23 protein-coding genes are annotated in these 25,393 nt (G+C 64.5%); 13 read left to right on the top strand and 10 right to left on the bottom strand.

Annotated features, from left to right (window positions below; all coding sequences use genetic code 11):
• Window positions 1-40 precede the first annotated feature (40 nt).
• Together AC1DW2_RS08775 and ppc are read left to right on the top strand one after the other, a co-directional pair.
• Window positions 41-445 (top strand): YccF domain-containing protein, encoded by a 405-nt coding sequence (locus tag AC1DW2_RS08775; RefSeq protein WP_354238283.1) that lies wholly within the window; start codon window positions 41-43, stop codon window positions 443-445.
• Window positions 446-577: 132 nt separating this feature from the next.
• The gene (ppc, locus tag AC1DW2_RS08770) at window positions 578-3,376 is read left to right on the top strand and encodes a phosphoenolpyruvate carboxylase (protein WP_477005738.1); all 2,799 of its coding nucleotides are present in this window, start codon (window positions 578-580) and stop codon (window positions 3,374-3,376) included.
• Between the two features lie 72 nt (window positions 3,377-3,448).
• On the opposite strand, the gene AC1DW2_RS08765 is transcribed toward ppc, so the two are convergent.
• The 4 genes from AC1DW2_RS08765 to AC1DW2_RS08750 form a co-directional block, all read right to left on the bottom strand.
• Entirely contained in the window at window positions 3,449-4,615 is a 1,167-nt protein-coding gene (locus AC1DW2_RS08765) for an SMP-30/gluconolactonase/LRE family protein (RefSeq protein ID WP_476077856.1), read from the bottom strand.
• Between the two features lie 114 nt (window positions 4,616-4,729).
• Window positions 4,730-5,644, bottom strand: a complete 915-nt coding sequence (locus tag AC1DW2_RS08760) for an SDR family oxidoreductase (protein ID WP_014496864.1) — start codon at window positions 5,642-5,644, stop codon at window positions 4,730-4,732.
• Window positions 5,645-5,782: 138 nt separating this feature from the next.
• Window positions 5,783-6,922, bottom strand: coding sequence for a thiolase C-terminal domain-containing protein (locus AC1DW2_RS08755; protein WP_477005737.1), 1,140 nt, complete (start codon window positions 6,920-6,922; stop codon window positions 5,783-5,785).
• Between the two features lie 3 nt (window positions 6,923-6,925).
• Window positions 6,926-7,339 carry a Zn-ribbon domain-containing OB-fold protein gene (locus AC1DW2_RS08750; protein ID WP_027568974.1) on the bottom strand — a complete coding sequence of 138 codons (414 nt, stop codon included), beginning with the start codon at window positions 7,337-7,339 and terminating at the stop codon, window positions 6,926-6,928.
• Between the two features lie 193 nt (window positions 7,340-7,532).
• On the opposite strand from AC1DW2_RS08750, the gene AC1DW2_RS08745 reads away from it, so the two are divergent.
• The 4 genes from AC1DW2_RS08745 (at window position 7,533) to alkB (ending at window position 11,127) form a co-directional block, all read left to right on the top strand.
• A complete protein-coding gene (locus tag AC1DW2_RS08745; RefSeq protein ID WP_477005736.1) occupies window positions 7,533-8,882 on the top strand; it encodes an amidase in 1,350 nt (449 codons plus the stop codon).
• Complete coding sequence (locus AC1DW2_RS08740; protein WP_476076191.1) at window positions 8,875-9,561, top strand: DUF2848 family protein; 687 nt, start codon at window positions 8,875-8,877, stop codon at window positions 9,559-9,561. Before AC1DW2_RS08745 ends, AC1DW2_RS08740 begins: the two co-directional genes overlap by 8 nt.
• A gap of 156 nt (window positions 9,562-9,717) precedes the next feature.
• Entirely contained in the window at window positions 9,718-10,464 is a 747-nt protein-coding gene (locus AC1DW2_RS08735; RefSeq protein ID WP_476076190.1) for a 2OG-Fe(II) oxygenase, read from the top strand.
• 9 nt (window positions 10,465-10,473) lie between these two features.
• The gene (alkB, locus tag AC1DW2_RS08730) at window positions 10,474-11,127 is read left to right on the top strand and encodes a DNA oxidative demethylase AlkB (protein ID WP_354119565.1); all 654 of its coding nucleotides are present in this window, start codon (window positions 10,474-10,476) and stop codon (window positions 11,125-11,127) included.
• Window positions 11,128-11,295: 168 nt separating this feature from the next.
• On the opposite strand, the gene AC1DW2_RS08725 is transcribed toward alkB, so the two are convergent.
• The 6 genes from AC1DW2_RS08725 to hpaH form a co-directional block, all read right to left on the bottom strand.
• Window positions 11,296-12,921, bottom strand: a complete 1,626-nt coding sequence (locus AC1DW2_RS08725; RefSeq protein WP_476076189.1) for a thiamine pyrophosphate-dependent enzyme — start codon at window positions 12,919-12,921, stop codon at window positions 11,296-11,298.
• A gap of 25 nt (window positions 12,922-12,946) precedes the next feature.
• The gene (locus AC1DW2_RS08720; protein WP_477005735.1) at window positions 12,947-13,816 is read right to left on the bottom strand and encodes a fumarylacetoacetate hydrolase family protein; all 870 of its coding nucleotides are present in this window, start codon (window positions 13,814-13,816) and stop codon (window positions 12,947-12,949) included.
• Between the two features lie 174 nt (window positions 13,817-13,990).
• The gene (hpaD, locus tag AC1DW2_RS08715) at window positions 13,991-14,974 is read right to left on the bottom strand and encodes a 3,4-dihydroxyphenylacetate 2,3-dioxygenase (protein ID WP_477005734.1); all 984 of its coding nucleotides are present in this window, start codon (window positions 14,972-14,974) and stop codon (window positions 13,991-13,993) included.
• A gap of 27 nt (window positions 14,975-15,001) precedes the next feature.
• A complete protein-coding gene (gene hpaE / locus AC1DW2_RS08710; RefSeq protein WP_477005733.1) occupies window positions 15,002-16,540 on the bottom strand; it encodes a 5-carboxymethyl-2-hydroxymuconate semialdehyde dehydrogenase in 1,539 nt (512 codons plus the stop codon).
• Window positions 16,533-16,931 (bottom strand): 5-carboxymethyl-2-hydroxymuconate isomerase, encoded by a 399-nt coding sequence (locus tag AC1DW2_RS08705; protein ID WP_477005732.1) that lies wholly within the window; start codon window positions 16,929-16,931, stop codon window positions 16,533-16,535. The genes hpaE and AC1DW2_RS08705 overlap by 8 nt, the downstream gene beginning before the upstream one ends.
• Before the next feature lie 30 nt (window positions 16,932-16,961).
• Window positions 16,962-17,768: a 2-oxo-hept-4-ene-1,7-dioate hydratase gene (gene hpaH / locus AC1DW2_RS08700; RefSeq protein WP_477005731.1), complete on the bottom strand. Its 807-nt coding sequence runs from the start codon at window positions 17,766-17,768 to the stop codon at window positions 16,962-16,964.
• A 111-nt stretch (window positions 17,769-17,879) separates the two neighbouring features.
• Between hpaH and hpaR the strand changes: the two genes are divergently transcribed.
• From hpaR to AC1DW2_RS08665, 7 genes are all read left to right on the top strand, one after another.
• Window positions 17,880-18,395 (top strand): homoprotocatechuate degradation operon regulator HpaR, encoded by a 516-nt coding sequence (gene hpaR, locus AC1DW2_RS08695; RefSeq protein WP_354174659.1) that lies wholly within the window; start codon window positions 17,880-17,882, stop codon window positions 18,393-18,395.
• 294 nt (window positions 18,396-18,689) lie between these two features.
• Window positions 18,690-19,835 (top strand): ABC transporter substrate-binding protein, encoded by a 1,146-nt coding sequence (locus AC1DW2_RS08690; RefSeq protein WP_477005730.1) that lies wholly within the window; start codon window positions 18,690-18,692, stop codon window positions 19,833-19,835.
• Between the two features lie 82 nt (window positions 19,836-19,917).
• Window positions 19,918-20,790 (top strand): branched-chain amino acid ABC transporter permease, encoded by an 873-nt coding sequence (locus tag AC1DW2_RS08685; RefSeq protein ID WP_063984662.1) that lies wholly within the window; start codon window positions 19,918-19,920, stop codon window positions 20,788-20,790.
• On the top strand, window positions 20,787-22,565 hold the full coding sequence (locus tag AC1DW2_RS08680; RefSeq protein ID WP_063984661.1) for a branched-chain amino acid ABC transporter ATP-binding protein/permease: 1,779 nt from the start codon (window positions 20,787-20,789) through the stop codon (window positions 22,563-22,565). Before AC1DW2_RS08685 ends, AC1DW2_RS08680 begins: the two co-directional genes overlap by 4 nt.
• Window positions 22,565-23,293: an ABC transporter ATP-binding protein gene (locus AC1DW2_RS08675; RefSeq protein ID WP_063986556.1), complete on the top strand. Its 729-nt coding sequence runs from the start codon at window positions 22,565-22,567 to the stop codon at window positions 23,291-23,293. Before AC1DW2_RS08680 ends, AC1DW2_RS08675 begins: the two co-directional genes overlap by 1 nt.
• Before the next feature lie 15 nt (window positions 23,294-23,308).
• Complete coding sequence (locus AC1DW2_RS08670) at window positions 23,309-24,394, top strand: malate/lactate/ureidoglycolate dehydrogenase (RefSeq protein WP_477005729.1); 1,086 nt, start codon at window positions 23,309-23,311, stop codon at window positions 24,392-24,394.
• A gap of 128 nt (window positions 24,395-24,522) precedes the next feature.
• Window positions 24,523-25,299, top strand: a complete 777-nt coding sequence (locus AC1DW2_RS08665) for an HpcH/HpaI aldolase family protein (protein ID WP_477005728.1) — start codon at window positions 24,523-24,525, stop codon at window positions 25,297-25,299.
• Window positions 25,300-25,393 lie beyond the last annotated feature (94 nt).

The following is a 25,393-nucleotide window of genomic DNA, read 5'->3' as shown; positions in this document are numbered from 1 at the left end:
CGCTCATTGACCCCGGATCATCCCAAGGTTCCTAAATCTAATGGCCCCCGTTTCCATTCTGCTCAACGTGATCTGGATTCTCATCGGCGGTGCCTGGATGGCATTCGGCTGGCTGGTGGCTTCCGTCATCATGGCCATTACCATCATCGGCCTTCCCTGGGCGCGGGCGGCGTTCAACATCGCGGTCTACGCCCTGCTGCCGTTCGGCTCGCGCGCGGTCAACCGCGACGAGGTCACCGGTATGGGCGATATCGGCACCGGCCCGCTCGGGGTGATCGGGAACATTATCTGGTTCGTGCTGGCCGGCTGGTGGCTGGCACTCGGCCACGTGCTGACGGCCGTGATCTTCGCCATCACCATCATCGGCATTCCCTTTGCCTGGGCCCATCTGAAGCTCGCGGGCATCGCACTCTGGCCGATCGGCAAGGTGATTGTGCCGGCTTAAGCCCCTGCGGCGCCATTCCAGCCCGGCGCCGGCCAGTGTGCGCCGCCCCCAACTTCATCTTGCGCTGCGGCAAAAAACTTGCACACTCGGCTGAGCCGGGCAGCGAAGCGAGCTCGAACAAGGAAGCGAGCCATGTCCCTCCAGACCGTGCCACCCGACGCCATTGACAACCGCGCGAACCGCGCTGAGGACGCCCAGGCGCTGGAGGCGGATGCGCGGCTGCGTGACGACATCCGCCTGCTCGGACGCATCCTGGGCGACACCGTGCGCGACCAGGAAGGCGCGGAGTTGTTCGACCTGGTCGAGCGCATCCGCCAGACCTCGATCCGGTTCCACCGCGACGAGGACCGGCTCGCCCGCCGCGAGCTCGAGCAGATCCTCGACAGCATGTCGACCTCCGAGACGGTGCGGATCGTCCGCGCCTTCAGCTATTTCTCTCACCTCGCCAACATCGCCGAGGACCAGAACAACATTCGCCAGATGCGCGCCCGCAGTGCCGCCCAGAGCACCGGTTCCGGCGTGCTGGCAGAGACGCTGGCCCATGCCAGGGACGCCGGGATCAGCTCCGACGTGCTGCGCAATTTCTTCAAGACCGCGCTGGTCAGCCCGGTCCTGACCGCGCACCCGACCGAGGTCCGCCGCAAGAGCACCATGGATCGGGAGATGGAGGTCGCCAGCCTGCTGGACCGCCGCGAGCGCGTTGCGCTGACCGCGGACGAGGCCGCCGCCAGCGACGAGCAGCTTCGCCGCGAGGTGCTGACGCTGTGGCAGACCAATCTCTTGCGCCGGACCAAGCTCACGGTGCTCGACGAGGTCGCCAATGGCCTGTCGTTCTACGACTACACCTTCCTGCGCGAGGTACCGCGGCTGGTCAATGTGCTCGAAGACCGGCTGGAGGAGGCTGGCGAGGCGGCTGCAAGCGAGCTCGCCTCGTTCCTGCGCATGGGCAGCTGGATCGGCGGCGACCGCGACGGCAATCCCTTCGTCACCGCCGACGTGATGCGCGGGACGCTGCGGCTGCAGTCGAGCCGGGTGATGCAATTCTATCTCAACGAGCTGCATGTGCTCGGCTCGGAGCTGTCGATCGCGGCGCACCTCGCCGACGTCTCCGAGGAGCTGCGGACGCTGGCGGAACGCTCGCCCGACACCTCGCCGCACCGGAGCGGCGAGCCTTATCGTCTCGCGGTCTCCGGCATTTATGCGCGCCTGACGGCGACGGCCGAAAAGCTCGAGGTCGAGATCACGCGCCGGCCGGTCGGCAAGGGCAGGCCTTACGAGACCGTCAGGGAGCTGCAAGCCGATCTCGACGTGCTGCACCGCTCGCTGATCTCCAACAATGCCCGCGTCATCGCCCGCGGCCGGCTGCGGCTGCTGCGGCGTGCGGTGGATTGCTTCGGCTTCCATTTGGCGCGGCTCGACATCCGCCAGAATTCTGCCGTCCACGAACGCACCATCGCCGAGCTGATGGATGCCGCGAACCCCGGCATGTCCTATCTCGCGCTCGGCGAGGACGCGCGCATCTCGCTGCTCACCAACGAATTGCGCAGCACGCGCTCGCTGGTCTCGCCATTCGTCAAATACAGCGACGAGACCATGGGCGAGCTCAACGTCTTCCATTCCGCCGCGGAGGCGCATGCGAAGTTCGGCTCGGACGCGATTCCCCAATGCATCATCTCGATGTGCAAGGGCATGTCCGACATGCTCGAAGTGGCCGTGCTGCTCAAGGAGGTCGGCCTCGTCCATCCCTCCGGCCGCAGCGCCATCAACATCGTGCCGCTGTTCGAAACCATCGAGGATTTGCAGGCCTCCAGCGCCATCATGGATCGCATGCTGTCGCTGCACGATTACCGCCGCCTCGTCGACAGCCGCGGCAGCGTGCAGGAGGTCATGCTCGGCTATTCCGACTCGAACAAGGATGGCGGCTTCGTCACCTCGGGCTGGGAGCTCTACAAGGCCGAGATCGGCCTCGTCGACGTGTTCGAGCGCCATGGCGTGCGCTTGCGCCTGTTCCACGGCCGCGGCGGCTCGGTCGGCCGCGGCGGCGGTCCGAGCTATGACGCCATCATCGCCCAGCCCGGCGGCGCGGTGAACGGGCAGATCCGCATCACCGAGCAGGGCGAGATCATCTCGTCGAAATATTCCAACGCCGAAGTCGGCCGCAACAATCTGGAGATCCTCGCCGCCGCGACGCTGGAGGCGAGCCTGTTGCATCCGCGCCAGAGCGCGCCGCGCCGCGAATATCTCACCGCGATGGACGAGCTTTCAAATTTGGCTTTCAAGGCCTATCGCGGCCTCGTCTACGAGACCGACGGTTTCGTCGATTATTTCTGGGCCTCCACCGTCATCAACGAGATCGCGACGCTGAACATCGGCAGCCGTCCGGCCTCGCGCAAGAAGACCCGCGCGATCGAGGATCTGCGCGCCATTCCCTGGGTGTTCTCCTGGGCGCAGTGCCGCCTGATGCTGCCGGGCTGGTACGGCTTTGGCAGTGCGGTCGAGCAGTGGATCGCGGAGCATCCCGACAAGGGCATGCCGTTCCTGAAAGAGCTCTACAGGGAATGGCCGTTCTTCCGCATGCTGCTGTCGAACATGGACATGGTGCTCGCCAAAAGCTCGATCGCGATCGCCTCGCGCTATGCCGAGCTCGTGCCGGACGAAGCCTTGCGCGAAAAGATCTTCGGCCGGATCCGCCGCGAATGGCATTCCTGCATCGAGACGCTGCTCGACATCATGGGCCAGGACCGGCTGCTCCAGGGCAACCCGCTGCTGGAGCGCTCGGTGCGCCACCGCTTCCCTTATCTCGATCCGCTCAACCACGTGCAGGTCGAATTGCTGAAAGAGCATCGCGCGCAGAACCCGGACGAGCAGGTGCTGCGCGGGATTCAGCTGACGATCAACGGCATTTCGGCCGGATTGCGGAATACGGGGTAGTAGGGCGAGTAGCGAACAGAAGGCGTGCCGCTGCCGACTATTCGCTACTCACCATTCGCTATTCGTTGATGTTCACGGCTTTAGTGCGCCCTGCACACCGGTGTACACAGCATAGAGCGATGTCGAGCCACAGATATAGAGTCTGTTTCGCTGCTGCCCGCCGAAGCTCAGGTTGGCGACGGTTTCCGGGATGTGAATTTTGCCAAGCAGTTGGCCGTTGGCCGTATAGCAGCGCACGCCGTCTTCGTTCGGATCGCCCCAGCCCACCGAACACCAGACCCGTCCTTCGGTGTCACAGCGGACGCCGTCGGTGATGCTCGGCTTTGGCATCTCGGCGAAGACCTTGCTGTTCGACACCTTCCCCGCCGCCACGTCGAGGTCGAACACGCGGATATGCGATGGGTTGTCCGGTCCGTCCGTGAATCCGGTCTCGCAGATGTAGAGCTTCTTCTCGTCGGGCGAGATGGTGATCCCGTTGGGCTCCACAAAATCGTCGATGACGACCTTGACGTCGCCGGTTTTCGGGTCGACGCGGTAGACGTTCTTCTTCTCCTGCTCGGGGTCGGCCTTGATGCCCTCATAGAAGCCACCGATGCCGTAGGCCGGATCGGTGAACCAGATCGCGCCATCGGCGGTAACGACCGCATCGTTCGGCGAGTTCAGTCGTTTGCCATTGAATTTGTCAGCAATGATGGTGATCGAGCCGTCGAGTTCGGTCCGTGTCACGCGCCGACCGCTATGCTCGCATGTGATCAGGCGTCCTTCGCGATCGATGGTGTTGCCGTTCGAATTCATCGAGGGCTGACGGTAGACGCTGACGTGACCGTCATCCTCCGAGAAGCGCATGATGCGGTTGTTGGGGATGTCGCTGAACAGCAGGTATCGTCCGGCCGCGAAATACACGGGACCCTCGGCCCATCGGAAGCCGGTTGCAACACGCTCGACCGCCATGGTGCCGGCGAAGGCCGGGAAGTCGGCAGGCCCGAACGTTGGCGGCCCCTTCTTCGCGGATTCCAGACGGGAGTCCGGGTAGCGGCTGCCGGGCAGAGGTCCCAAGGGCAATGGCGCCGTCGACCTCGTCGGAGTAGCGGTCTGGCCGAACGGCGTAACGGAGGCGGCCAGGGCTGCGTTCATGGTGACGCCCGTCGCGGCTACCGCCGCTGCCGCGCCCTTCAAGAGGGTGCGGCGTCCAAGGCAAGGCTCGTCAGTTTCGGCAGAATTGGTCAGTGATTTTGTCATAGTCGCCTCCCGTTTTTTGTTGGAAGGAAACCATTCGCCCGCAATCGGGCGTAATGCGGGCGATCTCCGGTCGGACAACCGGAGATCGCAACGCAACAATTGCTGGGAAAACGGCTAGACGGGATCCCAGGGGAAGATGTCGGCGGAACGGTCGAGCTTGTAGAACGAGCCCTTCAGTGCCGGCATGCCGTGTTCCGCGATCGTTTGCGGCGTCCAGCCCTCGCTGCGATGAACCGAGCGCAGCGGGCGGTTCTGGCTGAACAGGAACAGCTCGTTCATGCGTGCGCCGAAGATCTGCCCGGAGACGTCCTTGGCGGCATCGGAGAGCAGATAGGCGCAGATCGGCGCGATCTTCTCCGGTCCCATCTGCTTGATCTTCTCGACGCGCGCCTTCTCGGCTTCGGTCTCGGTCGGGATGGTGCCGATCATGCGGGTCCAGGCAAACGGCGAGACGCAGTTGGAGCGGACGTTGAAGCGGCCCATGTCGAGCGCGATCGACTTTGACAGGCCGATGATCCCGAGCTTGGCCGCGGCGTAGTTAGCTTGGCCAAAATTGCCGATCAGTCCGGAGGTCGAGGTGAAGTGCACGAAGGAGCCGCTCTCCTGCTCGCGAAAGATCCGCGCCGCGGCGTGGCTGACGTAGAACGAGCCCATCAGGTGAACCTTGATGACGGCCTCGAACGCTTCCACGCTCATCTTGTGGAAGATCATGTCGCGCAAGATGCCGGCATTGTTGACGACGCCGTCGAGCTTGCCGAAATGATCGGTCGCTGTCTTCACAATCTTGCTGGCGGGAACGGCTTCCGCCACCGACTCGAAGTTGGGGACCGCGATGCCGCCACGCTTCTTGATCTCGTCGACCACCTCCTCGGCGGGCGAAGCGCTGGAACCGGCGCCGTCGGCGGCAACACCGGGGTCATTGACGACGACCTTGGCGCCCTCCGCCGCGCAGAGCAGCGCGATCTCGCGCCCGATGCCGCGGCCCGCGCCGGTGACGATGATGACCTTGTCTTGCAGTGATTTTGTCATGTGAGTTCTCCGCTAGCCGTTCCAATTTCCGCCGTCATTCCGGGATGCGCCGCAAGGCGCAGGCCCGGAATCCATACTCCCGATCGTGGTTATGGATTCCGGGCTCGTCGCTGACGCGACGCCCCGGAATGACAGTCGTTACCTCTCGTTCGTAAACACGATCGTGCCTGATGCCGCGAACATGCCGCCGACGCCGTGGCACACCGAAATCTTCGCATTCGGCACCTGTGCCGGCGCAATCCCGCGCATCTGGCGCACGCTCTCCTGGAGTGCGTACATGCCGTACATGCCCGAATGCATGTAGCTCAATCCGCCGCCATTGGTGTTGAGCGGCAGTTTCCCGCCGGGCCGCGTGTTGCCGTCGGCGATGAACTTGCCCGTTTCCTCGTGCGGCATGAAGCCGAGATCGCCGAGGCCGAACAGCGGCAGATGCGCGAAGGCATCGTAGATCATGAGATGATCGACATCCCCGTGCGCGATGCCGGCTTCCCTGAAGGCCAGCGGCCCCGCGGTCTTGAACGCGCGCGAGGAATTGAACGTCTCCATCTGGCTGACCATCGGCGTTTCCACGCTCTCGCCAGTGCCCATGATGTAGACCGGCTTCCTCGGAAAATCCTTGGCGCGGTCGGCCGAGGTCAAGATCAGCGCGCCGCCGCCGTCGGTGACGAGGCAGCACTGCAGCAGCCGGAACGGATAGGCGATCATGCGCGAGTTGAGGACATCAGCGATCGTGATCGGGTCCTTCATCATCGCGCGCGGATTCTTTGCCGCCCACTCGCGCTGCACCACCGCCACTGAGGCGAGCTGCTCATGCGTGATGCCGTAGGTCTTCATGAAGCGCAGCACGGGGATCGGGAACATGCTGGGTGGCCCGTAGACGCCGAACGGCGCTTCGAACTGCCCTTGCAGGCTGTCGGCGGGGATCGAGCGCGGCGCCTTGCCGATCATCGACTTGCCGCTCTCGGCATGCGTGATCAGCACGGTATTGCACAGGCCAGCCTCGATGGCCGCCGCCGCATGGCGAACGTGCAGCATGAACGAGCAGCCGCCGACCGAGGTGCCGTCCACCCAGGTAGGCTTGATGCCGAGATAATGGCAGACCTGCTGCGGCGTTTCGACCGCGGTGGCAAAGCCGTCGATGTCGGAGAGTTTCAGCCCGGCATCCGCGATGGCGTTGAGCGCCGCATCCGCGTGGAGCTGGAGCTGCGACATATTGGGGATGACACCGAGTTCGGTGGTCTCGGCCGCGCCGACGACGGCAACCTGGTTGCTGCGCATGGCCTATCCCTTCGCCGGACGGAACACGGGGAGGGTGATCTTGTCGTCGAGCGCCTCGAAGGCAACTTCGAGCTTCATGTCGAGCTCGAGCGCCTCCGGCGTCTGCGGACAATCGATGATGTTGCTCATCATCCGCGGTCCTTCGGCAAGCTCGACCACCGCGATCGCATAAGGCGGCGTGAAGCCGGGCGCGGCGGGACGATGATTGATCACGTAGCTGTAGAGGAAACCCTTGCCACTCGCCTTGAAGATGCTGACCTTGCGCGAGGCGCAGGACGGGCAGAACGGGCGCGGCGGGAAATAGACATGCGCGCAGGCGTCGCAGCGCTGCAAACGCAATTCGCCCGCTTTCGTGCCGTCCCAGAAATGCTGGGTCTCCGGCGTCGGTTTCGGGCGCGCGCGCTGCGGTTCGGCCATGTCGGAAAACCCTCCCAAAGGCAATTCTTGCTAAGGCCTGGGCTTCACGCCTGGCTGTTTCGATCTTGATGCGACAATCGACCATCGCGCGTCAACGGTCCAGCAATGCGCATGCATGCCATCATGCGCACAATGCTTGTGTCGAACCGAGGCGGCGCTATAGATTGCGCGCGCAATATTCCGTGAGACAGACATGCCCGATTTTCCGACACTGGCGAAACTCGCCGACGACCTCGAAAGCGGCCGCACGACCTCCCGCAAGCTGGTCGAGGCATGCCTCGCCAGGATCGCCGACCCGGCTGGCGAGGGCCAGCGCACTTTCATCCACGTCGACAAGGATGCCGCGCTCGCAGCCGCGGATGCGATGGACGGCTTGCGGAAGGTCAAGGCGGCGCCGTCGCGCTATGCCGGTATCCCGGTCTCGATCAAGGATCTCTTCGACATCAAGGGCCAGGTCACGCGCGCCGGTTCCCGCGCGCTCGACGATTCTGCGCCGGCCGATCAGGACGCCGCGACGGTGGCGCGGCTGCGCAAGGCCGGCTTCGTCGTGATCGGGCGGACCAACATGACCGAGTTCGCCTATTCCGGCATCGGCATCAATCCGCACTACGGCACGCCGAAGGGCGCCTGGAACCGGGCCGAGGGACACGTGCCCGGCGGCTCGTCCTCGGGCGCCGCGGTGTCCGTGCTTGACGGCATGGCGCATGGCGCGCTCGGCACCGACACCGGCGGCTCCTGCCGGATTCCGGCCGCCTTCAACGGCATCGTCGGCTACAAGCCGACGCAGCGCCGCGTGCCGCTGGACGGCTCCGTGCCGCTGTCCTTCTCGCTCGACAGCATCGGGCCGCTGGCGCGGTCGGTCAGCTGCTGTGCCATTCTCGATGCCGTGCTCGCGAACGAGCCGATCGTCCCGCTGAAGCCGCGGCCGGTAAAGGGCATGCGGCTCGCAGTGCCGACCACGATTGCGCTCGATGATCTCGACGCGGACGTGGCCTCGACGTTCGAGCGCGCGCTCAAGAGCCTCGCCGATCACGGTGCGATCATCGAGCGCATCGAGATGGCCGAATTTCACGACATCGGCCCGATGAACGCCAAGGGCGGCTTTGCGGCGTCCGAAAGCTATGCCTGGCATCGCTACCTCATCACGGCCAAGGGCGACGTCTACGACCCCCGGGTCTCCGTGCGCATCATGCGCGGCGAGGCGCAGAGCGCGGCCGATTACATCGATCTCCTCAACGAACGCCGCTCGCTGATCGCCCGCGTCAATGCGCGCATCGCGCCCTATGACGCGCTGGTGCTGCCCACCACCGCCAACACCCCGCCGAAGATTTCCGATCTCGCCGATGACAAGGCGTTCACCAGGGAAAACCTGCGGGCGCTGCGCAATTGCACCCTCATCAACATGATCGACGGTTGCGCCATCTCGCTGCCCGCGCATCGCGAGGGCGAAATTCCCGTCGGCCTGATGCTGGCGGGCGCGGGCGGATCGGACCGTCGTATTTTCGAGCTTGCTGCCGGCATGGAGGCCGTAATTCGTGTTTGACCTGACTTTCACCGTTGACGCCCAGGACACCATCACGCCGCTGACATTGGCGATCGACCAGATGGTCATTGCCGGCTGGACCGGGCGCGATCCCGTCGCGCGCGACAAGCACATCGCCGAGCTGCAAGAGATGGGCATCGCCCCGCCGGCCTCGACGCCGATCTACTACCGCGCCTCGGCGCGGCGGCTGACCCAAGAAGACCGCATCGAATGCTGCGGCGGCGATTCCTCCGGCGAGGTCGAATTCGTGCTGATCGGCTGGCAGGGTCGCATCTTCGTCGGCTGCGGCTCCGACCATACCGACCGCAAGGTCGAGGCCTACAACGTCACGGTCTCCAAGCAGATGTGCGACAAGCCGGTCGCATCCACGCTCTGGGAGCTCGAGGACGTCATCGGCCATTGGGACAGGATGATCCTGCGCTCCTATGCCACCATCAAGGGCGAGCGCGTGCTCTACCAGGAGGGCACGCTCGACGCGATGCTGCCGGTCGCCGACCTCATCGCGCGCGGCTTTGAGGGTAGCAAGTTCCCCGACGGCTGCGCCATGTTCGGCGGCACCTTTGCGGCCAAGGGCGGCATCCGCCCCGCCGATCGCTTCGAGTTCGAGCTCGAGGACCCCGTGCTGAAGCGCACGATCAAGCACGGGTATGACGTGGCGACGCTGCCGGTGTTGGGCTGATACCTCTCCGCCGTCGTTGCGAGGAGCCCTTGCGACGAAGCAATCCAGGATCCCTCTGCGGAAAGACTCTGGATTGCTTCGCTGCGCTCGCAATGACGAGGAGATAGTCGGGAATCGGGTGGCAAAGGGCGGGCCGGTCTTGCGAAGGTGGCAGTCATGACAGCAACGGCACGCAAATCACCCCCTAAGCCCTCAGTCGACCTCGCCACCCACGTCGACGCCCTCGACTGGCCTCAAATCACCGCCGAGCTCGACTCCCAGGGCAGCGCCGTCCTGAAGGATCTGCTGACGCCGGACCAATGCCGCGCCATCGCCGCGCTCTATCCTGATGATGCAGGCTTCCGCAGCCGCATCGTCATGGGCCGCCACGGCTTTGGCCGTGGCGAGTACAAATATTTCTCCTACCCGCTGCCCGATCTCATCGCGCAGCTTCGCCCGGCGCTGTATGCGCATCTTCAGGGCATCGCCAATCGCTGGAACGAGGCGATGGGGATCGACATCCGTTACCCGGCCGCGCATGCCGCGTTCCTCAAGCGCTGCCACGAGGCAGGCCAGGCGCGACCGACGCCGCTGCTGCTACAATACGAGGCGGGCGACTTCAATTGCCTGCACCAGGACCTCTATGGCGAGCACGTGTTTCCGCTGCAGGTCGCGATCCTGCTCTCCGAACCCGGGCGCGATTTCACTGGCGGCGAATTCGTGCTGACCGAGCAGCGCCCGCGCATGCAGTCCCGGGCCGAGGTCGTGCCGCTGGCGCAGGGCGATGCGGTGGCTTTTGCCGTGCATCATCGCCCGGTGCAGGGGACGCGCGGCACCTACCGGGTTAACCTGCGCCATGGCGTCAGCCGGATTCGCTCCGGTCAGCGTCACACGCTGGGTGTGATCTTCCATGATGCGAAATGAGCGCTGCGATTGACGGGTGATCTGTTCGACACGGCCGCCGAGGCACAGCCGTCGCGTGAGGAGATCGCCGACGGCGCCGTGTTGCTGCGCGGATTCGTCAGGCCGATCGAGAGCGAGCTGATTGCCGCCGTGCGCGCGATCGTGGCGCAGTCGCCGTTCCGCCGCATGACCACGCCCGGCGGTCACCTGATGTCGGTGGCGATGACCAATTGCGGCGAGCGCGGCTGGATCACCGATCACACCGGCTATCGCTACGATCCCATCGATCCGCGAACCGGCGCGCCTTGGCCCGCGATGCCGGCGGTGTTGCGCGACCTGGCCCGGCGCGCCGCGGAGCAGGGCGGCTTTGCCGGCTTTGCGCCCGATGCCTGCCTCGTCAATCGCTACGAGCCCGGCACGCGGCTGTCGCTGCATCAGGACAAGGACGAGCTGGACTATTCGGCCCCGATCGTCTCGGTCTCGCTCGGGCTGCCCGCCACCTTCCTGTTCGGCGGCCTGGCGCGCAGCGACAAGCCACGCCGCTTCCGGCTCGTCCATGGCGACGTGGTCGTCTGGGGCGGGGCGAGCAGGCTCGCCTATCATGGCGTTGCGCCGCTCGCCGATGGCGAGCACGCGCTGCTGGGAAGGAAGCGGATCAATCTGACGTTTCGCAGAACGCGCTGACCTTCCTTCTCCCCTTGTGGGAGAAGGTGGATCGCTGACGCGAAGCGGCAGCGAGACGGATGAGGGGTCTGTCTCCGCGGATAAAGACCCCTCATCCGCCTTCCCTTCGGGAAGGCACCTTCTCCCACAAGGGGAGAAGGGAAGAGTCCCGGAACGACGATGCTTCGTTTACGGCTTCGGCGGATGAATGAACGCCCAGGGGCTGACTTCCGAATCCCGCGTCACTTCCACCGAAATCAGATATGGCCCGCCATGGGCCAGCGCCTTTTCCATCGCCGCCTTGAACTGGTCCGGCGCGGTGACGCGCGCAGCAGCCACACCAAAGGACTCCGCGAGCTTGACGAAATCCGGATTGACCAGATCGGACGCCACCACGCGGCCGTTAAAGCGCTCGCGCTGGTCGCGGCGGACATTGCCATAGGCGTTGTTGTTGAACACCAGCGTCACCACGCCGATGTTGAACTGTACGGCGGTGGCAAGCTCCTGCACGCCGAACATGAAGCCGCCGTCGCCGGTGATCGCCACCACCGGCTTGTCGGGATTGGCGACCTTGGCACCGAGCGCGGTCGGGAAGCCCGAGCCGAGCGTGCCCTGATAGCCTGACGTGATGAAGGTGCGCGGCTCGTAGATCGGAAAGCCGTACCAGGACGCGAAGCCGAACTGCGACAATTCATCGGTCACGATCGCGTTGGCAGGCAACACCTCGCGCAGGATGTTGAGATACGCCATCTGCGGCTGGATGCTCTGGATCTCTGCCAGCGCGGTCGCGGTGGCCTCGCGGATCGCGGCGCGGCGGCCGGCGGTCTTGCTGTAGCCGGCCTTGCTGACCGCTCCGATCAGATCGGCGGTCGCGGTCTTGGCATCGGCGACGATGGCGGTGTCGGAGATGAAGCGCCGCATCTCGACGGGATCGATGTCGATGCGGATGCTCTTCAACCCGTCGGGCCGATACGGCCAGCGCGACATGGTCGGCAGCTCCAGCCGCGAGCCGATGCCGATCATGAGATCGGTCTTCGGCCACAGCTTGTAGGCGGCAGCCATCGTGAGCCCCAGCTCATGGGCGTTGGAGACGATGCCGCGCCCGCTGCGGAAGGCGACGACGGGTGCATCGATCATTTCGGCGAGCTCGAGGATTTCGTCGCGCGCCTCGATCGCGCCGCTGCCGACAAAGATCATCGGCGCCTTGCTGCTCCTGATCACCGCGGCCGCCTGCGTGATCAGATCAGGATCGGGCAGTGGCGCGGGCAGCGGCTCCAGCACCTTTGCGGCACAGGTGTCCGCGCGCTGGGTGAAGACGTCCCAGGGCATCTCGACCGAGGCGGGGCCGCGACGGCCGGACGTCATTTCCTGGAAGGCGCGCGATACGGTCGTCGGCGCGTTGCCGGGCGTTTCGATGCGGTCGGCCCATTTGACATAGGTGCGCAAGGTGGCGAGCTGGTCCGGCATCTCGTGCAGATGGCCGCGGCCCTTGCCAAGAAACTGCGTCGGCACCTGGCCGGTGACGCATAGCACCGGTTCGTTGCAGCCGTAGGCGGTCAGCAGCGCCGCGCTGGCGTTGAGCACACCGGGGCCGGGCACCACGCTGAACACGCCGGGCTTGCCGCTGGAGCGCGCATAGCCGAAAGCCATGTAGCCGCAGGCCTGCTCGTGCCGCGCGCCGATCACGTTGAGCTGGGCCTGGTGGAAGGCGTCGAACAGGCCGTAGACCTGCGCGCCGGGCAGGCCGAACACGGTGTCGACGCCGTGGGCGACAAGGCCGCTTACGATCGCTTCGCCGCCGGTGAGGGTGGTCATTGCACTATTCCATTTCGATTGTTGTTCAGGCTTCGTCGACGACGCCATTTCGTAGCATGCCGATGCCTTCGGCTTCGACCTCGATGACATCGCCAGGCGTCAGATAGCGCGGCGGATCGAACCGCGCACCGGCACCGGTCGGCGTGCCCGTCACAATGATGTCACCGGGGACGAGCGTCGCGAAGGTCGAGATATAGCTGATGAGATAGCGGAACGGGAACATCAGCCGGCTGGTCCGGTCCTCCTGCCTGAGCTCGCCGTTGACATGCGTGGTGAGCCTGATGTCGGCGATCTGCGCTTCCCTGGTGTAGGGCACCAGCCACGGGCCGAAGCTGCCGCTGGAATCAAAATTCTTGCCCTGCGTGACGTTGAACTTGGCGTGGCGCAGCCAGTCGCGCACCGAGCCTTCGTTGCAGAGCGTGAGCGCCGCGATGTGGTCGAGCGCGGCACTTTCCGCGATGTGCCGGCCGGCCTTGCCGATCACAAGCACGATCTCGCCTTCGTAGTCGAGCTGCGCTGACGCGCGCGGGCGCACCAGCGGCGTCTCGTGGCCGACGAAGGAGCGGGGCGAGCGCATGAACATGCTCGGATATTTCGGCGCCTCCTGGCCGTCCTTGTACTCGGCATTGCGGTCGGGATAGTTGACGCCGATGCAGATGATCTTTTCCGGCGCGGGCACCGGCGGCAGCCAGGTGATGTCGCCGAGCGCGTGATCCGGCGCGCGGCTGGCGGCCTCCTCGGCAAGGCCCACGAGCTTTCCGGCGGCGATCACTTCGCGCAGCGTCGGATAGTCTTTTGCGTGGCGTGCGGAGAGATCGACGATGCCGCCCTCAAGGACGGCGCCGTACTTGGTTTCACCCTTGACGGAATAGGTGGCGAGGCGAGGGAGCTTCATTGGCAATCTATCTCTCTTGTCGTCCCTGCGAAAGCAGGGACCCATACCGCGTGATCTATCGATAGCGTGCGATGACAATCCCGAACGACCAACCTTCGCCAAACTCCTCCCTGTGGTTATGGGTCCCTGCTTTCGCAGGGACGACGGGGAGAGTTATTTTGCTTGTCATCGGCATTAATCCGCCACCAGCACGTCGGCGACGAACTTCGGCTCACGCACGGCTTGCCCGCTGAACGGCGAGCCCTGCTCGAACCAGGACCGCGGCGCCGGCGCGCCCCACAGCGTCTGGCGGCGCGGATCGCGCAGCGACCAGCGCAGCGGCTCGTGGTCGTGATCGCCGGTGAAATAGTCGCTGGTGTAGAGCTCGAGCCGGTGTCCATCAGGGTCGCGCACGTAGAGGAAGAACGCATTCGAGATGCCGTGGCGTCCCGGTCCGCGCTCGATGTTCTTGACGAAGCCTTGCGAGGCCATGACGTCGCAGAGATGGATGATGTTCATCGCCGTCGGCGTCCAATAGGCGAAGTGGTGCAGGCGAGGGCCCTTGCCGTTGGTGATGGCAAAGTCGTGGACATTGCCCTTGCGATGCATCCAGGCAGCCGCAATGCGCCCGTTCGGTCCGTCCTCCTCGGCGTATTCGGTGAGACGGAAGCCGAGCCGGGCATAGAAGTCGACGGTGTCCTGCACCTCGGCGGCGAAGACGTTGAAATGATCGAGCCGCTGCGGATGGCATCCCCTGTAGAGATCGTAGCGGCGAAGCAGATGCGGGCGGCGGTCCATCGACGCGTAGAGCTCGATCTGGAAGCCGAAGGGGTCGGTGAATTGCAGCGTGCGGCCCTGGAAGGGCTGGTCGACGAAGGCGTAAGAGAGACCGTTCTCCGAAAGGAAGGAGGCGGCCTTGTCGAGGTCTTTGTCGTTGCCGACCTTGAAGCCGAGCCGGGCGCAGGCGGGCACCGCCGTCTTGCGCAGCACCAGCGAGTGATGCTGGTGCTCCTCGGCTGCGCGCAGATAGACGACCTTGTCGTCGGCATCCTCGACATGCAGCCCGACGGTGGTCTCGTAGAATTCGCGGCTCAGCTTCAGGTCGGTCACGTCGAGCACGACGTGGCTGGAGCGGATGATGTTGAACGGCGGTTCGAAGATGTGTTGCGGTACGGGCATCGGCGTTTCCCCTCGGCTCGACGAGCGTCAGATTCCCAATTTCTGAATCTTGTGCGTGCCCCGCGCCAGCGAGACGTGCTTGGTTTCCATGTAGAAGTCGAACGAGTAGTCGCCGCCGTCGCGGCCGATGCCTGAGGCCTTCATGCCGCCGAACGGCGTCGGCAGATGGCGGACGTTCTCCGAGTTCAGCCAGATCATGCCGGCCTCCAGCGCATCGGCAACGCGCAGTGCGCGGCCGACATCGTTGGTCCAGACGTAACCGGTCAGGCCGTAGCGGATGTCGTTGGCGATCTCGATGGCGTCGGCCTCGTCCTTGAAGGGCAGCACGGTGAGGAAGGGGCCGAACACTTCCTCCTGCGCCACGCGCATCCTGCCGGTTGCGCCGGTCACCAAGGTCGGCTCGACATAGTGTCCGCCGCCCGGGCCGTCATAGGCCTTGCCGCCGACCGCGATGGTCGCGCCGTCCTGCCGCGCGACGTCGAAATAGGAGCAGACTTTGGCCAGGTGCCGCTCGTGGATCAGCGGCCCGATCTCGGTGGCGGGATCGAGGGGATGGCCGACCTTGAGTGCCTTCACGCGCGCGGTCAGCTTCTCGATGAATGTCTCGGCAATGTCTTGCTGGATCAGCAGACGGCTCGACGACGTGCAGCGCTCGCCGTTGAGCGAGTAGATCATGAACACGACGGCATCGAGCGCGCGGTCGAGATCGGCGTCGTCGAACACGATCACCGGGTTCTTGCCGCCGAGCTCGAAATGCACGCGCTTCAAGGTCGGCGCGCCCTGAACCATAATCGCCGACCCCGTCGCGCTCTCGCCGACGAAGCCGATCGCCTTGATCGCGGGATGCTCGGTCAGGGCCTTGCCGGCCTCCTCGCCAAACCCATGGACGGTGTTGAGCACGCCGTCGGGCACGCCGGCTTCCTTGACGAGCCTTGCGAGAATGGCGGCCGTCACCGGCGACCATTCGGCCGGCTTGTGCACGACGGTGCAGCCCGCGGCCAGCGCCGGCGCGATCTTCCAGGTCGAGAGCATGAACGGCGTGTTCCACGGCGTGATCACGCCGACCGGGCCGATCGGCACGCGGGTCGAGACGTTCCAGTGCTCGTCGCTCGGCGTGTTCTGGCCATCGCGCGCCTCGGCGCATTTGTCGGCGAAGAAGCGAAAATTCTCGGCGGCGCGGATCGCGGCCTTGGCCATGAAGCGATAGGCTTGGCCGGTGTCGATGCATTCAAGCACGGCGATGTCGTCGGCATTGTCCTCGATCGCATCGGCGACCCGGTGCAGCAGCTTCTTCCGCATCGCCGGCCCCATGTCGCGCCAGGACTTGAAGGCCAGCGCAGCGGCTGTGGCTGCGGCGTCGATGTCCTCGGCGGTGCCGCGCGCGACGCTCGCAAGCGTGGCGCCATCTACCGGCGACTTCGTCTCGAATGTCTCACCGGAGATCGAGGCGACGATCTTGCCGTCGATCATGTGGCCGATGCCGTCGGCCCGCAGCTTCTTCAGCAGCGGTGCGGCGCGGTCGCGATTGGCCTGGAACACATCGGCTTTCGGCGTGGGCTTATCCATGGGCAGCCTCCACTTTCAGGGCGTCGTGGATGTTGTTGCGCTTCCAGCTCGTATCCTTGTCGTTGATCTGCATGTCGAACGACAGGGCGAACTTGCTGGCGGCGAAGACGGGATCGAGATGTTTTGAAAGCGCCTGGAAGACCTGCTCGCCGGCTTTCTGGCGCGTGGGAAGGTCGCGGCCTTCGCCGATGCGCAGGACCATGTCGAGGAAGCCGTAGTCCTGTCGCGCGTCCGCGATCGCATAATGCTGGCATCTAATGGCGCGGACGCGGATGCCGCCGAGCGGGAAGATGCCGGTCTCGACCGCCGCCTTCCGCACCACCTCGCAGACCGCGCCGATGTCGAGGCGGCCGTCGAGATTGGCCGAATATTCGATGGTGAAATGCGGCATCGCGGTTTCACTCCCTGTTTTTTTGTTCGTCTAAGCGAAGTAGCAGCTCACCGAGCCGTAGGCGCCATAATCGGCCTGAATTGTGTCGCCCTTGCGGGTCTCGATCGGACGGATGAAGGAGCCGGCGAGCACGATCTGCCCGGGCTCGAGCGCAAGGCCGAGCGGCGCGATCTTGTTGGCGAGCCAGGCCACCGCAGTCGCGGGATGATTGAGCACGCCGGCGGCAAGGCCCGTCTCTTCGAGCTGGCCGTTTTTGAAGCAGAGCGCGCCGATCCAGCGCAGGTCGGCGTCCAGCGGGCGGATCGGCCGTCCGCCGAGCACGATGCCGGCATTCGCCGCGTTGTCGGCGATGGTGTCAAAAATCTTTCGCGTCGCCTTGGTCTTGGGATCGACGCGTTCGATGCGCGTGTCCAGGATCTCCAGCGCCGGCACGACGAAATCGGTGGCGTTGAGCACGTCGAACATCGTGCTGTCCGGCCCCGCGAGGCGCTTGCTCATGACGAAGGCAAGCTCGGCCTCGACGCGCGTGGCGATGAAGCGCTCGGTCGGGACGAGGCCGCCATCGGCAAAGAACATGTCGTCGAGCAGCACGCCGGAATCCGGCTCGTCGATATTGAGCGCGCTCTGCATCGCCTTCGAGGTCAAGCCGATCTTGTGGCCCTTGATGGTCCGGCCCTCCGCGAGCTTGAGGTCCACCCAGGCCTTCTGAATCGCGTAGGCGTCAGCGATGGTAATGCCCGGAAAATCCTGCGAGAGCTGCCGGATCTGGGTGCGGGTCTTCTCCGCCTGGTGCAGACGGTTCGCGCAAGCTTGGATATCGTCGTTGGAAAGCGCCATCTGTGATCTTACAAATCGTGGTGCCCGGAGATACTTAACATGTTAAGTGAATGCGTCAAACACAATTTGGGTTTGCTGCACTGCAAACATTTTGCGGCTTGAAAGGGCGTCATGACGAAGAGACCGGCTGATCCCGCGAACGGAAGCGAGCCCGCCGCACGGCAGGTGCCGATGCGCGACTTCTCGCGCTCGCTGCCGATGTCGCTGCTCAGGGCACGTGAAGCGGTGATGCGGCAATTTCGTCCCAAGCTGCGTGAGCACGGCCTGACCGAGCAGCAATGGCGCATCCTCCGCGCGCTGGCAGCCATCGAGGCCGCGGAGGTGACCGAGCTCGCGCGCACGGCATTTCTCCTCGGCCCGAGCCTGTCGCGCATCCTGCGCGATCTCGAGGCGCGCAATCTGATCGAGCGCAAGACCGCGAAGGCGGACCAGCGCCGCAGCATGGTCTCGATCTCGAAAGAGGGCGTGAAGCTGATGGCCGCGGTCGCCCCATCCTCGGAAGCGATCTACGCCGAGATCACGCAACGCTTCGGCGCGCGCAAGCTCGCCGAGTTGCAGGAGATGCTCGGTCAGTTGGAATCGTGTCTCGCTTCCACGGACGCGAGTGACGTCACGGATGAAACGTAACGGCAAATTTGCATGATCACTTTCCAACTACGCATGACTGTCATCATTGCATAACGCGTGGGCAGCGCGATCGCCGCGAAATGCGTGAAAATGCCGTGAGAAATCGCTGAGAATAGACAGCCGTCGCAGGTGTTGATCACTATTGGGTGCGCGCTCTGCGCAGTTAGTCGATGTTGGCGCAATATCAATTTACTCGTATCGGCAGAATTCGTAAGTAGCATCCGGTTCTGTATTCAGCGATAGAGCCAAGACCAAGAAGGGCCGACAAGGATGCCCGGCCCCAGGGAGGAATGAATGAGACTGACGAGACGCGACTTCGCGGCCGGAATTGCTGCCGGCATTGCCGCGCCATACCTCATCAAGAGCGCGCATGCGCAAGGCGCCACCATCAAGATCGGCATGTGCGCGCCCGTCACCGGTCCCGCCGCTGAATCCGGCGGTTACGCCATCAAGGGCGCCAAGCTCGCGCTCGAAGCTGTGAACAAAGCCGGCGGTATCCTGGGAAAACAAGGCGAGTTGATCGTCGAGGACGACCAGACCACCAATCCCGGCATCGTGCTCGCTTTCTCCAAGCTCGCCGCGCAGTCCGACATCGTCGGGTTCCTCGGCTCGATCCGTTCGACCCAGGTGCACGCGATGGCGCCCGACGTGATCAAGCTTGGCAAGCCCGTGATGATCGGCGGCACCGATCCTAACCTCACCCACATGGGCAATCAGTGGCTGTTCCGCTGCCGCCCCAATGACAGCTATTCCGGTCGCGTCATCGCCGAATACGGCGTCAATACGCTCGGCAAGAAAAAGTGGGCCGTGCTGCACTCGACCGACGCTTTTGGCACCGCCGGCGGCAAGGCGTTGACCGCCGCGCTCGAAAAGCTCGGTGCCCCCTCGGTGCTCGACCAAGGCTACGCCAACCAGAGCCAGGACTTCACCCCGGTCGTGCTCGCGATCAAGCAGTCGGGTGCCGACATTCTCGGCTCCTACTTCACCTTCGAGAACGATCTCGGCATCTTCGCCCGGCAGCTCCGTCAGCTCGGCGTGAACATTCCCTGGGTCGGCTCGCCCTCGATCGTCAACATCACCGCGTTGAAACTCGCGGGTCCCGCGCTGTACAATACATATGGCGTTGCCGATTATGCCGAGAATTCCAGCGAAGGCTCGAAGGCGTTCGGCAAGATCTACCGTGATGCGGTCAAGGTCGCGCCCGACAACCAGAGCTCCTGGACCTTCGACGCCATCAGCGTCTTGTCGGCGGCCATCAACAAGGCCGGCACGACCGATCCGGCCAAGGTCCGCGAAGCCATCCTCGCGATCAAGAAGTTCCCGGGTGCCGAGGGCGAATACAATTTCGACCCGAACGGCGATGGTCTCCACGGCTACAACATCGTGAAGAACGAGAAGGGCAACATCGTCTTCGACAAGCACATCGAGTTCAACGACTGACGTTGAAACGGCCTCCCCGATGGAATCGGGGAGGTCGAACCGTCTTTCGGCGAACGCATCCGACCTCCAACAGAAGCTTGTCATGGATCTCGCCCTACAACTCCTTTTTACCGGCATCGGTATCGGCGCCGTCTACGCGCTCGTCGCGCTCGGCTTCGTGCTGATCTTCCGTGCCACCAATGTGGTGAATTTCGCCCAGGGCGAATTCTCCATGGTCGCGGCCTATCTGATGGTCGTCGCGGTCGAAGCCGGTCTGCCCTATTGGGCGGCCTTCATCGTCGCGCTGCTCGGCATGGCGCTGCTCGGTGTCATCTTCAATCTCGGCGTCTATTATCCGCTGCGTCACCGCACCTATCTGCCTGTGATCATCGCCACCATCGGCGCCTCGATCCTGATGGCGAATTCGGTGCTCGCGATCTACGGCCCGCAGCCGCAGGTGCTGGAAGGCTGGTTTGAGACGCCGGGCATTCAGGTCGGCCCGGTCTATCTCGACAGCCAGTATCTGCTGATCATCGGCGTCACCATCTGTCTCGTGATCTTCAATTTCTGGTTCTTCGAGAAGACGCTGCTCGGCAAGAAGCTGCAGGCGACCTCGCAGGACAAGGAAATGGCCTCGCTGCTCGGCATTTCCGTCTCCACCATGATCATGATCACCTTCATCTATTCGGCGGTGCTTGGCGGCCTTGCCGGCATCCTCGTCGCGCCCGTGCTGTTCGTCTCGATCCAGATGGGCTCGACGATCGCGCTGAAGGCGTTCGCGGCCACCATCATCGGCGGCTTTGGCGACGTTGCCGGCGCCATCATCGGCGGTCTCGCGCTCGGCGTGATCGAGACCTTTGGTGCGGCCTATATCTCGGTGCCCTACAAGGACGGCTTCGCCTTCCTGGTGCTGGTCGCCTTCCTGATCTTCCGGCCGCAAGGCATCTTCGGCGAACGCGTGGCGGAAAAGGCATGAGCGCCCCCAGCGACAACATGCCGATCCCGGCGCCCGCCATCCGTTCGAAACCGCTCGTGATCCGGCACCTGCCGTACTTCATCGGCGCGGCGATCCTGGTCGCGCTCGCGGCCAACATGCGCTTCGACGGATACGTCCATAACATCCTGCTTCAGGCCACCACGTTCTCGATCGCGGTGTTCGGGCTCTCGGTGGTGCTCGGCCTGTGCGGCCAGATCAATCTGGCGCAGGCCGCGTTCTTCGGGCTCGGCGCCTATGCGGTCGGCATGGGCACGACGGATCTGCAGCTCAGCTTCTGGCTGTGTCTCGTCGGCGGCTGCGTGATCTCGCTGCTCGCGGGCGCGTTCCTCGGCATGTCCACGCTGCGGCTCGGCGGTCATTATCTCGCGATGGTGACGATCTCGTTCCAGCAGATCGTCACGCTGGTGATGATCAACGCGATCTGGCTCACGCGCGGTCCCGACGGCGTCCCCAACATCAAGCGTCCCGAGCTGTTCCAGTCGTCGCAAAGCTATCTCGCCTTCTGCGTCGCGATGCTGGCGATCGTCGGTTATCTGGTCTGGCATCTCTCCGACACCAAGCTCGGTCGTGCCATGCGCGCTGTCCGCGACAACGAGCTTGCGGCTGGTGTCAACGGCATCGACGTGTTCCGCACCAAGATCTACGCCTTCGCGCTCTGTGCGCTGCTCGGCGGACTCGCGGGCGGATTGTTCGCCGGCGGCTTCGCCTATGTCAGCCCCGATCAGTTCTCCTTTGCGGAATCGATCGTGTTCCTGACCATGTCGCTGCTCGGCGGCGTGGCCTCGCCGATCGGTTCTGCCATCGGCACGGGTCTGTTGATCCTGATCCCGGAATGGCTGCGCTTCCTCAAGAGCGTGCCGGGCCTTTATCTCGCGATCTACGGCCTGTTCGTGATCCTGATCATTCGCTTCATGCCTGACGGCATATGGGGCTTTGTTGCGGACGCCTTCACGCGCTGGCGCGCCAAGATCAAGGCGCCGCCGGCAGCGGCTGCCCTGCAATTGAAGCCGGCGACGATCGGCGGCGACACGGTGCTGGAAGTCACCGGCCTGTCGAAGCATTTCGGTGGCCTGAAGGCGGTCGACGGTGTCGACATCGCTGTGAAGCGCGGCGGTGTGCATGCGCTGATCGGGCCGAACGGCTCGGGCAAGACCACGACGCTCAACGTGCTCTCAGGGCTCTATGTGGCCACCGCAGGCAAGATCGTGCTCGACGGCACCGACATCACCCACATGCCGCCGCATCAGCGCACGGCGTCGGGTCTCGGGCGCACCTTCCAGAACATCCGCCTGTTCCGCTCGATGACGGCGCTGGAGAACGTCGAGATCGGCGCGGAACGGCCCGGTAACACCATGGTCGGGAAGGGCGACGACGCCCTGACCGAGCGGGCGATGGAGGCACTGACCTTCGTCGGGCTCGGCAGCCGCGCCAACGAGCTGATATCGAGCTTCTCCTACGGCCATCAGCGGCTGATCGAGATCGCTCGTGCGCTCGCGTCGAACCCGACGCTGCTGCTGCTCGACGAGCCCGCGGCCGGCCTCAACTCGACCGAGAAGCTGGAGCTGCACGAGCTGCTCAAGCGCATCGCGGCGCAGGGCCTGACCATCCTGATCATCGATCACGACATGACGCTGGTCTCGGAAGCGGCCCAGCACATCACCGTGCTCAACTTCGGACGCCGTATCGCGGACGGCGAATCTCTGGCCGTGCTGCGTCATCCCGACGTCGTCTCCGCCTATCTCGGGAGCGAATGATGCCGTTGCTCGAAATCCGCAATCTGGTGGTGCGCTACGGCGAGATCGAAGCGCTGCGCGGGGTGACCTGCGCGGTGGAGCAGGGGCAGGTGGTGACGCTGCTCGGGGCCAACGGCGCCGGCAAGTCCACGACCTTGCGTGCCATCTCCGGCCTCGCCAAGCCGACCTCCGGCGACATCCTTTTCGACGGTAAGTCGATCGCAGGTCTTGGTCCGGAAGCGATCGTCCGCATGGGTATCTCGCACGTGCCGGAAGGCCGCAGGGTGTTCCCGGGTCTCACCGTGAAAGAGAACATCATGCTCGGCGCGTCCAATCGCCGGGCGCCGACCTCGGAGATTTCGCGGGAGGCGGACGCGATGTTCGACCTGTTCCCTGACATCCGGAAGTTCACCAACGCGCTCGGCTGGACGCTGTCCGGCGGCCAGTTGCAGATGGTGGCGGTCGCGCGCGGCTTGATGGCCAAGCCGCGGCTGTTGTTGCTCGACGAGCCCTCGCTCGGTCTTGCGCCCGTCATCGTGCAGGCGGTGTTCAAGATCATCTCGGAGATCCGGCGCAACACGACGGTGCTGCTCGTCGAGCAGAATGCGCGCATGGGCCTGTCGGTGGCCGATTACGGCTACGTGCTCGAAACCGGCCGCATCGTGCTCGGCGGCAAGCCCGACGCGCTCTGGGGCAACGAAGCGATCCGCGCCGCCTATCTCGGCGGCCATGCCAAGGTGAATGCTTAACCGGGGAGTTTCTTGATGGTCACGATCCAGGTCCAGAACCTCATCGATTTCGTCGGCGAGGTGTTTGGTCACGCAGACTCCTCGCCGGAGGAGGCGAAGCGGATCGCGACCTATCTCACCACGGCCAATCTCACTGGCCATGACAGCCACGGCGTGATCCGCGTGCCCGTCTACATCCGCTGGCTGAAGACCGGCTTCGTGGTCCCGAACCAGACCGCAGAGGTGGTTGTCGACACGCCCTCGCTCGCGGTGGTCGACGGCAAGTTCGGCTACGGCCAGACCGTAACGCCGCAAGCGGTCAGGATCGGCATCGAGAAGTGCAAGAAGGCGGGCCTTGCCGCTGTTGCGTTGCGCAATGCCGGCCATATCGGCCGCGTCGGCGACTGGGCCGAGATGGCCGCCGCCGATGGGTTGGTCTCCGTGCATTTCGTCAATGCCGCTGGCTCGCTGCTGGTGGCGCCGTTCGGCGGCGTCGAGAAGCGGCTCTCGACCGCGCCTTATTGCGTCGGCATCCCCCGCGAGGGCCAGGATCCGATCGTGCTGGATTTCGCCACCTCGGTCGTCGCCGAAGGCAAGGTGCTGGTCGCAAGCCGCGGCGGCAAGAAGCTGCCGAAGGGCGCACTGGTCAATGCCGACGGGACCCTGAGCGAGGACCCGACCGTGCTCTACGGGCCCTTCACGCCGGAAGGGCCGCGCGATCACACCAAGGGCACCGGCGCGATCCGCGCCTTCGGCGACCACAAGGGATCGGGCCTCGCCTTCATGTGCGAGCTGCTCGGCGGCGCGCTGACCGGAACTGGAGCCACCTCGGGCGAGCGGCGCTTTGCCAACGGCATGCTGGCGTTCTATATCGATCCGAAGGTCGTCGATACCTCCCATGTGTTCGACGCAGAGGTATCGCGCTATACGGACTTCATCCGTGCCACCAAGCCGATGGCGGGGGTCGATCAGGTGCTGATTCCCGGCGATCCCGAGCGGAAAACCCGGGCTGAGCGCACCAAGAACGGCATCCCCTTGCCGGATGACACCTGGGCGGCAATAGTGAGCACCGCCCGCGAGGTCGGCGTCAGCGAAGTCAGCATCCAGCGGGCGACCGCATAGGTCTTGCGTCATTGCGAGCGTAGCGCGGAGCCCCGGTTCGCGGTAACAGCAGAGCCGTGCTGTCGCGGCGCTCGTCATGGTGACGAAGGTCCAAACAACGGTCCAAGCAACAAAAGAAGGAAGGCAACGTGGCGAACAAGGTCAAGGAAATCTGGAAGTCGGGCAAGGCCGTGGTCAACGCGTGGCTCGCGATTCCCTCCGGCTTCTCGGCCGAGATGATCGCGCAATGCGGCTTCGACAGCGTCACCGTCGACATGCAGCACGGCGTGCAGGACTATCTCTCGATGGTGCAGTGCTTCCAGGCGATGGACAAGCATCCCGTGACCCCGATGGTCCGCGTGCCCTGGAACGAGCCCGGCATCATCGGCAAGGTGCTCGATGGCGGCGCCTACGGCGTGATCTGCCCGATGGTGAACACGGCGCAGGAGGCCAAGAACCTCGTCTCGTATTCCAAGTATCCGCCGCAGGGCGTCCGCTCCAACGGCCCGATCCGCGCCGGCATGTACGGCACCGCGGGCTCCTACCAGAAGAGCGCGAATGCCGACACCATCCTGCTGCCGATGATGGAGACCAGGACCGCGGTCGAGAACATGGAAGCGATCCTCGACGTCGAGGGCATCGACGGCGTCTATATCGGCCCGTCCGACCTCGGCTTCTCCTACGGCCTCGAGCCGAAGCTCGACCGCAGCGAGCCCGAGATCCTCGCGATCTACGACAAGATCATCAAGGAATGCGCCAAGCGCGGCCTCAACCCGGGCATCCATTGCAGCGGCGCGGAAGGCGCGGCGCGTGCGATCAACATGGGCTTCAAGCTGGTGACGTTGTCCAACGAAGTCGGCCTGATGACGACCTACGCCAAGATGCAGGTCAACGCGACCCGCAAGGATTCGGCCGGGAAGGCCTGATCTCGTGTCCCGGACGCGATGCGGCGCCTAGCGCCGCTTCGCAGAGCCGGGACCCGGTTGCTTGCGAAAGAAACGACACATGGGGCCCCGGCTC

The sequence above is a fragment of the Bradyrhizobium sp. P3_C3 genome, from assembly GCF_056402655.1.
This window is presented reverse-complemented; position numbering and strand designations above follow the sequence as displayed.

Coding starts and splice junctions, on each gene's coding strand:
- AC1DW2_RS08775 (WP_354238283.1), top strand. CDS start 41: ATGGCCCCCGTTTCCATTCTGCTCAACGTGATCTGGATTCTCATCGGC.
- ppc (WP_477005738.1), top strand. CDS start 578: ATGTCCCTCCAGACCGTGCCACCCGACGCCATTGACAACCGCGCGAAC.
- AC1DW2_RS08765 (WP_476077856.1), bottom strand. CDS start 4,615: ATGACAAAATCACTGACCAATTCTGCCGAAACTGACGAGCCTTGCCTT.
- AC1DW2_RS08760 (WP_014496864.1), bottom strand. CDS start 5,644: ATGACAAAATCACTGCAAGACAAGGTCATCATCGTCACCGGCGCGGGC.
- AC1DW2_RS08755 (WP_477005737.1), bottom strand. CDS start 6,922: ATGCGCAGCAACCAGGTTGCCGTCGTCGGCGCGGCCGAGACCACCGAA.
- AC1DW2_RS08750 (WP_027568974.1), bottom strand. CDS start 7,339: ATGGCCGAACCGCAGCGCGCGCGCCCGAAACCGACGCCGGAGACCCAG.
- AC1DW2_RS08745 (WP_477005736.1), top strand. CDS start 7,533: ATGCCCGATTTTCCGACACTGGCGAAACTCGCCGACGACCTCGAAAGC.
- AC1DW2_RS08735 (WP_476076190.1), top strand. CDS start 9,718: ATGACAGCAACGGCACGCAAATCACCCCCTAAGCCCTCAGTCGACCTC.
- AC1DW2_RS08725 (WP_476076189.1), bottom strand. CDS start 12,921: ATGACCACCCTCACCGGCGGCGAAGCGATCGTAAGCGGCCTTGTCGCC.
- AC1DW2_RS08720 (WP_477005735.1), bottom strand. CDS start 13,816: ATGAAGCTCCCTCGCCTCGCCACCTATTCCGTCAAGGGTGAAACCAAG.
- hpaD (WP_477005734.1), bottom strand. CDS start 14,974: ATGCCCGTACCGCAACACATCTTCGAACCGCCGTTCAACATCATCCGC.
- hpaE (WP_477005733.1), bottom strand. CDS start 16,540: ATGGATAAGCCCACGCCGAAAGCCGATGTGTTCCAGGCCAATCGCGAC.
- AC1DW2_RS08705 (WP_477005732.1), bottom strand. CDS start 16,931: ATGCCGCATTTCACCATCGAATATTCGGCCAATCTCGACGGCCGCCTC.
- hpaH (WP_477005731.1), bottom strand. CDS start 17,768: ATGGCGCTTTCCAACGACGATATCCAAGCTTGCGCGAACCGTCTGCAC.
- hpaR (WP_354174659.1), top strand. CDS start 17,880: ATGACGAAGAGACCGGCTGATCCCGCGAACGGAAGCGAGCCCGCCGCA.
- AC1DW2_RS08690 (WP_477005730.1), top strand. CDS start 18,690: ATGAGACTGACGAGACGCGACTTCGCGGCCGGAATTGCTGCCGGCATT.
- AC1DW2_RS08685 (WP_063984662.1), top strand. CDS start 19,918: ATGGATCTCGCCCTACAACTCCTTTTTACCGGCATCGGTATCGGCGCC.
- AC1DW2_RS08680 (WP_063984661.1), top strand. CDS start 20,787: ATGAGCGCCCCCAGCGACAACATGCCGATCCCGGCGCCCGCCATCCGT.
- AC1DW2_RS08675 (WP_063986556.1), top strand. CDS start 22,565: ATGCCGTTGCTCGAAATCCGCAATCTGGTGGTGCGCTACGGCGAGATC.
- AC1DW2_RS08670 (WP_477005729.1), top strand. CDS start 23,309: ATGGTCACGATCCAGGTCCAGAACCTCATCGATTTCGTCGGCGAGGTG.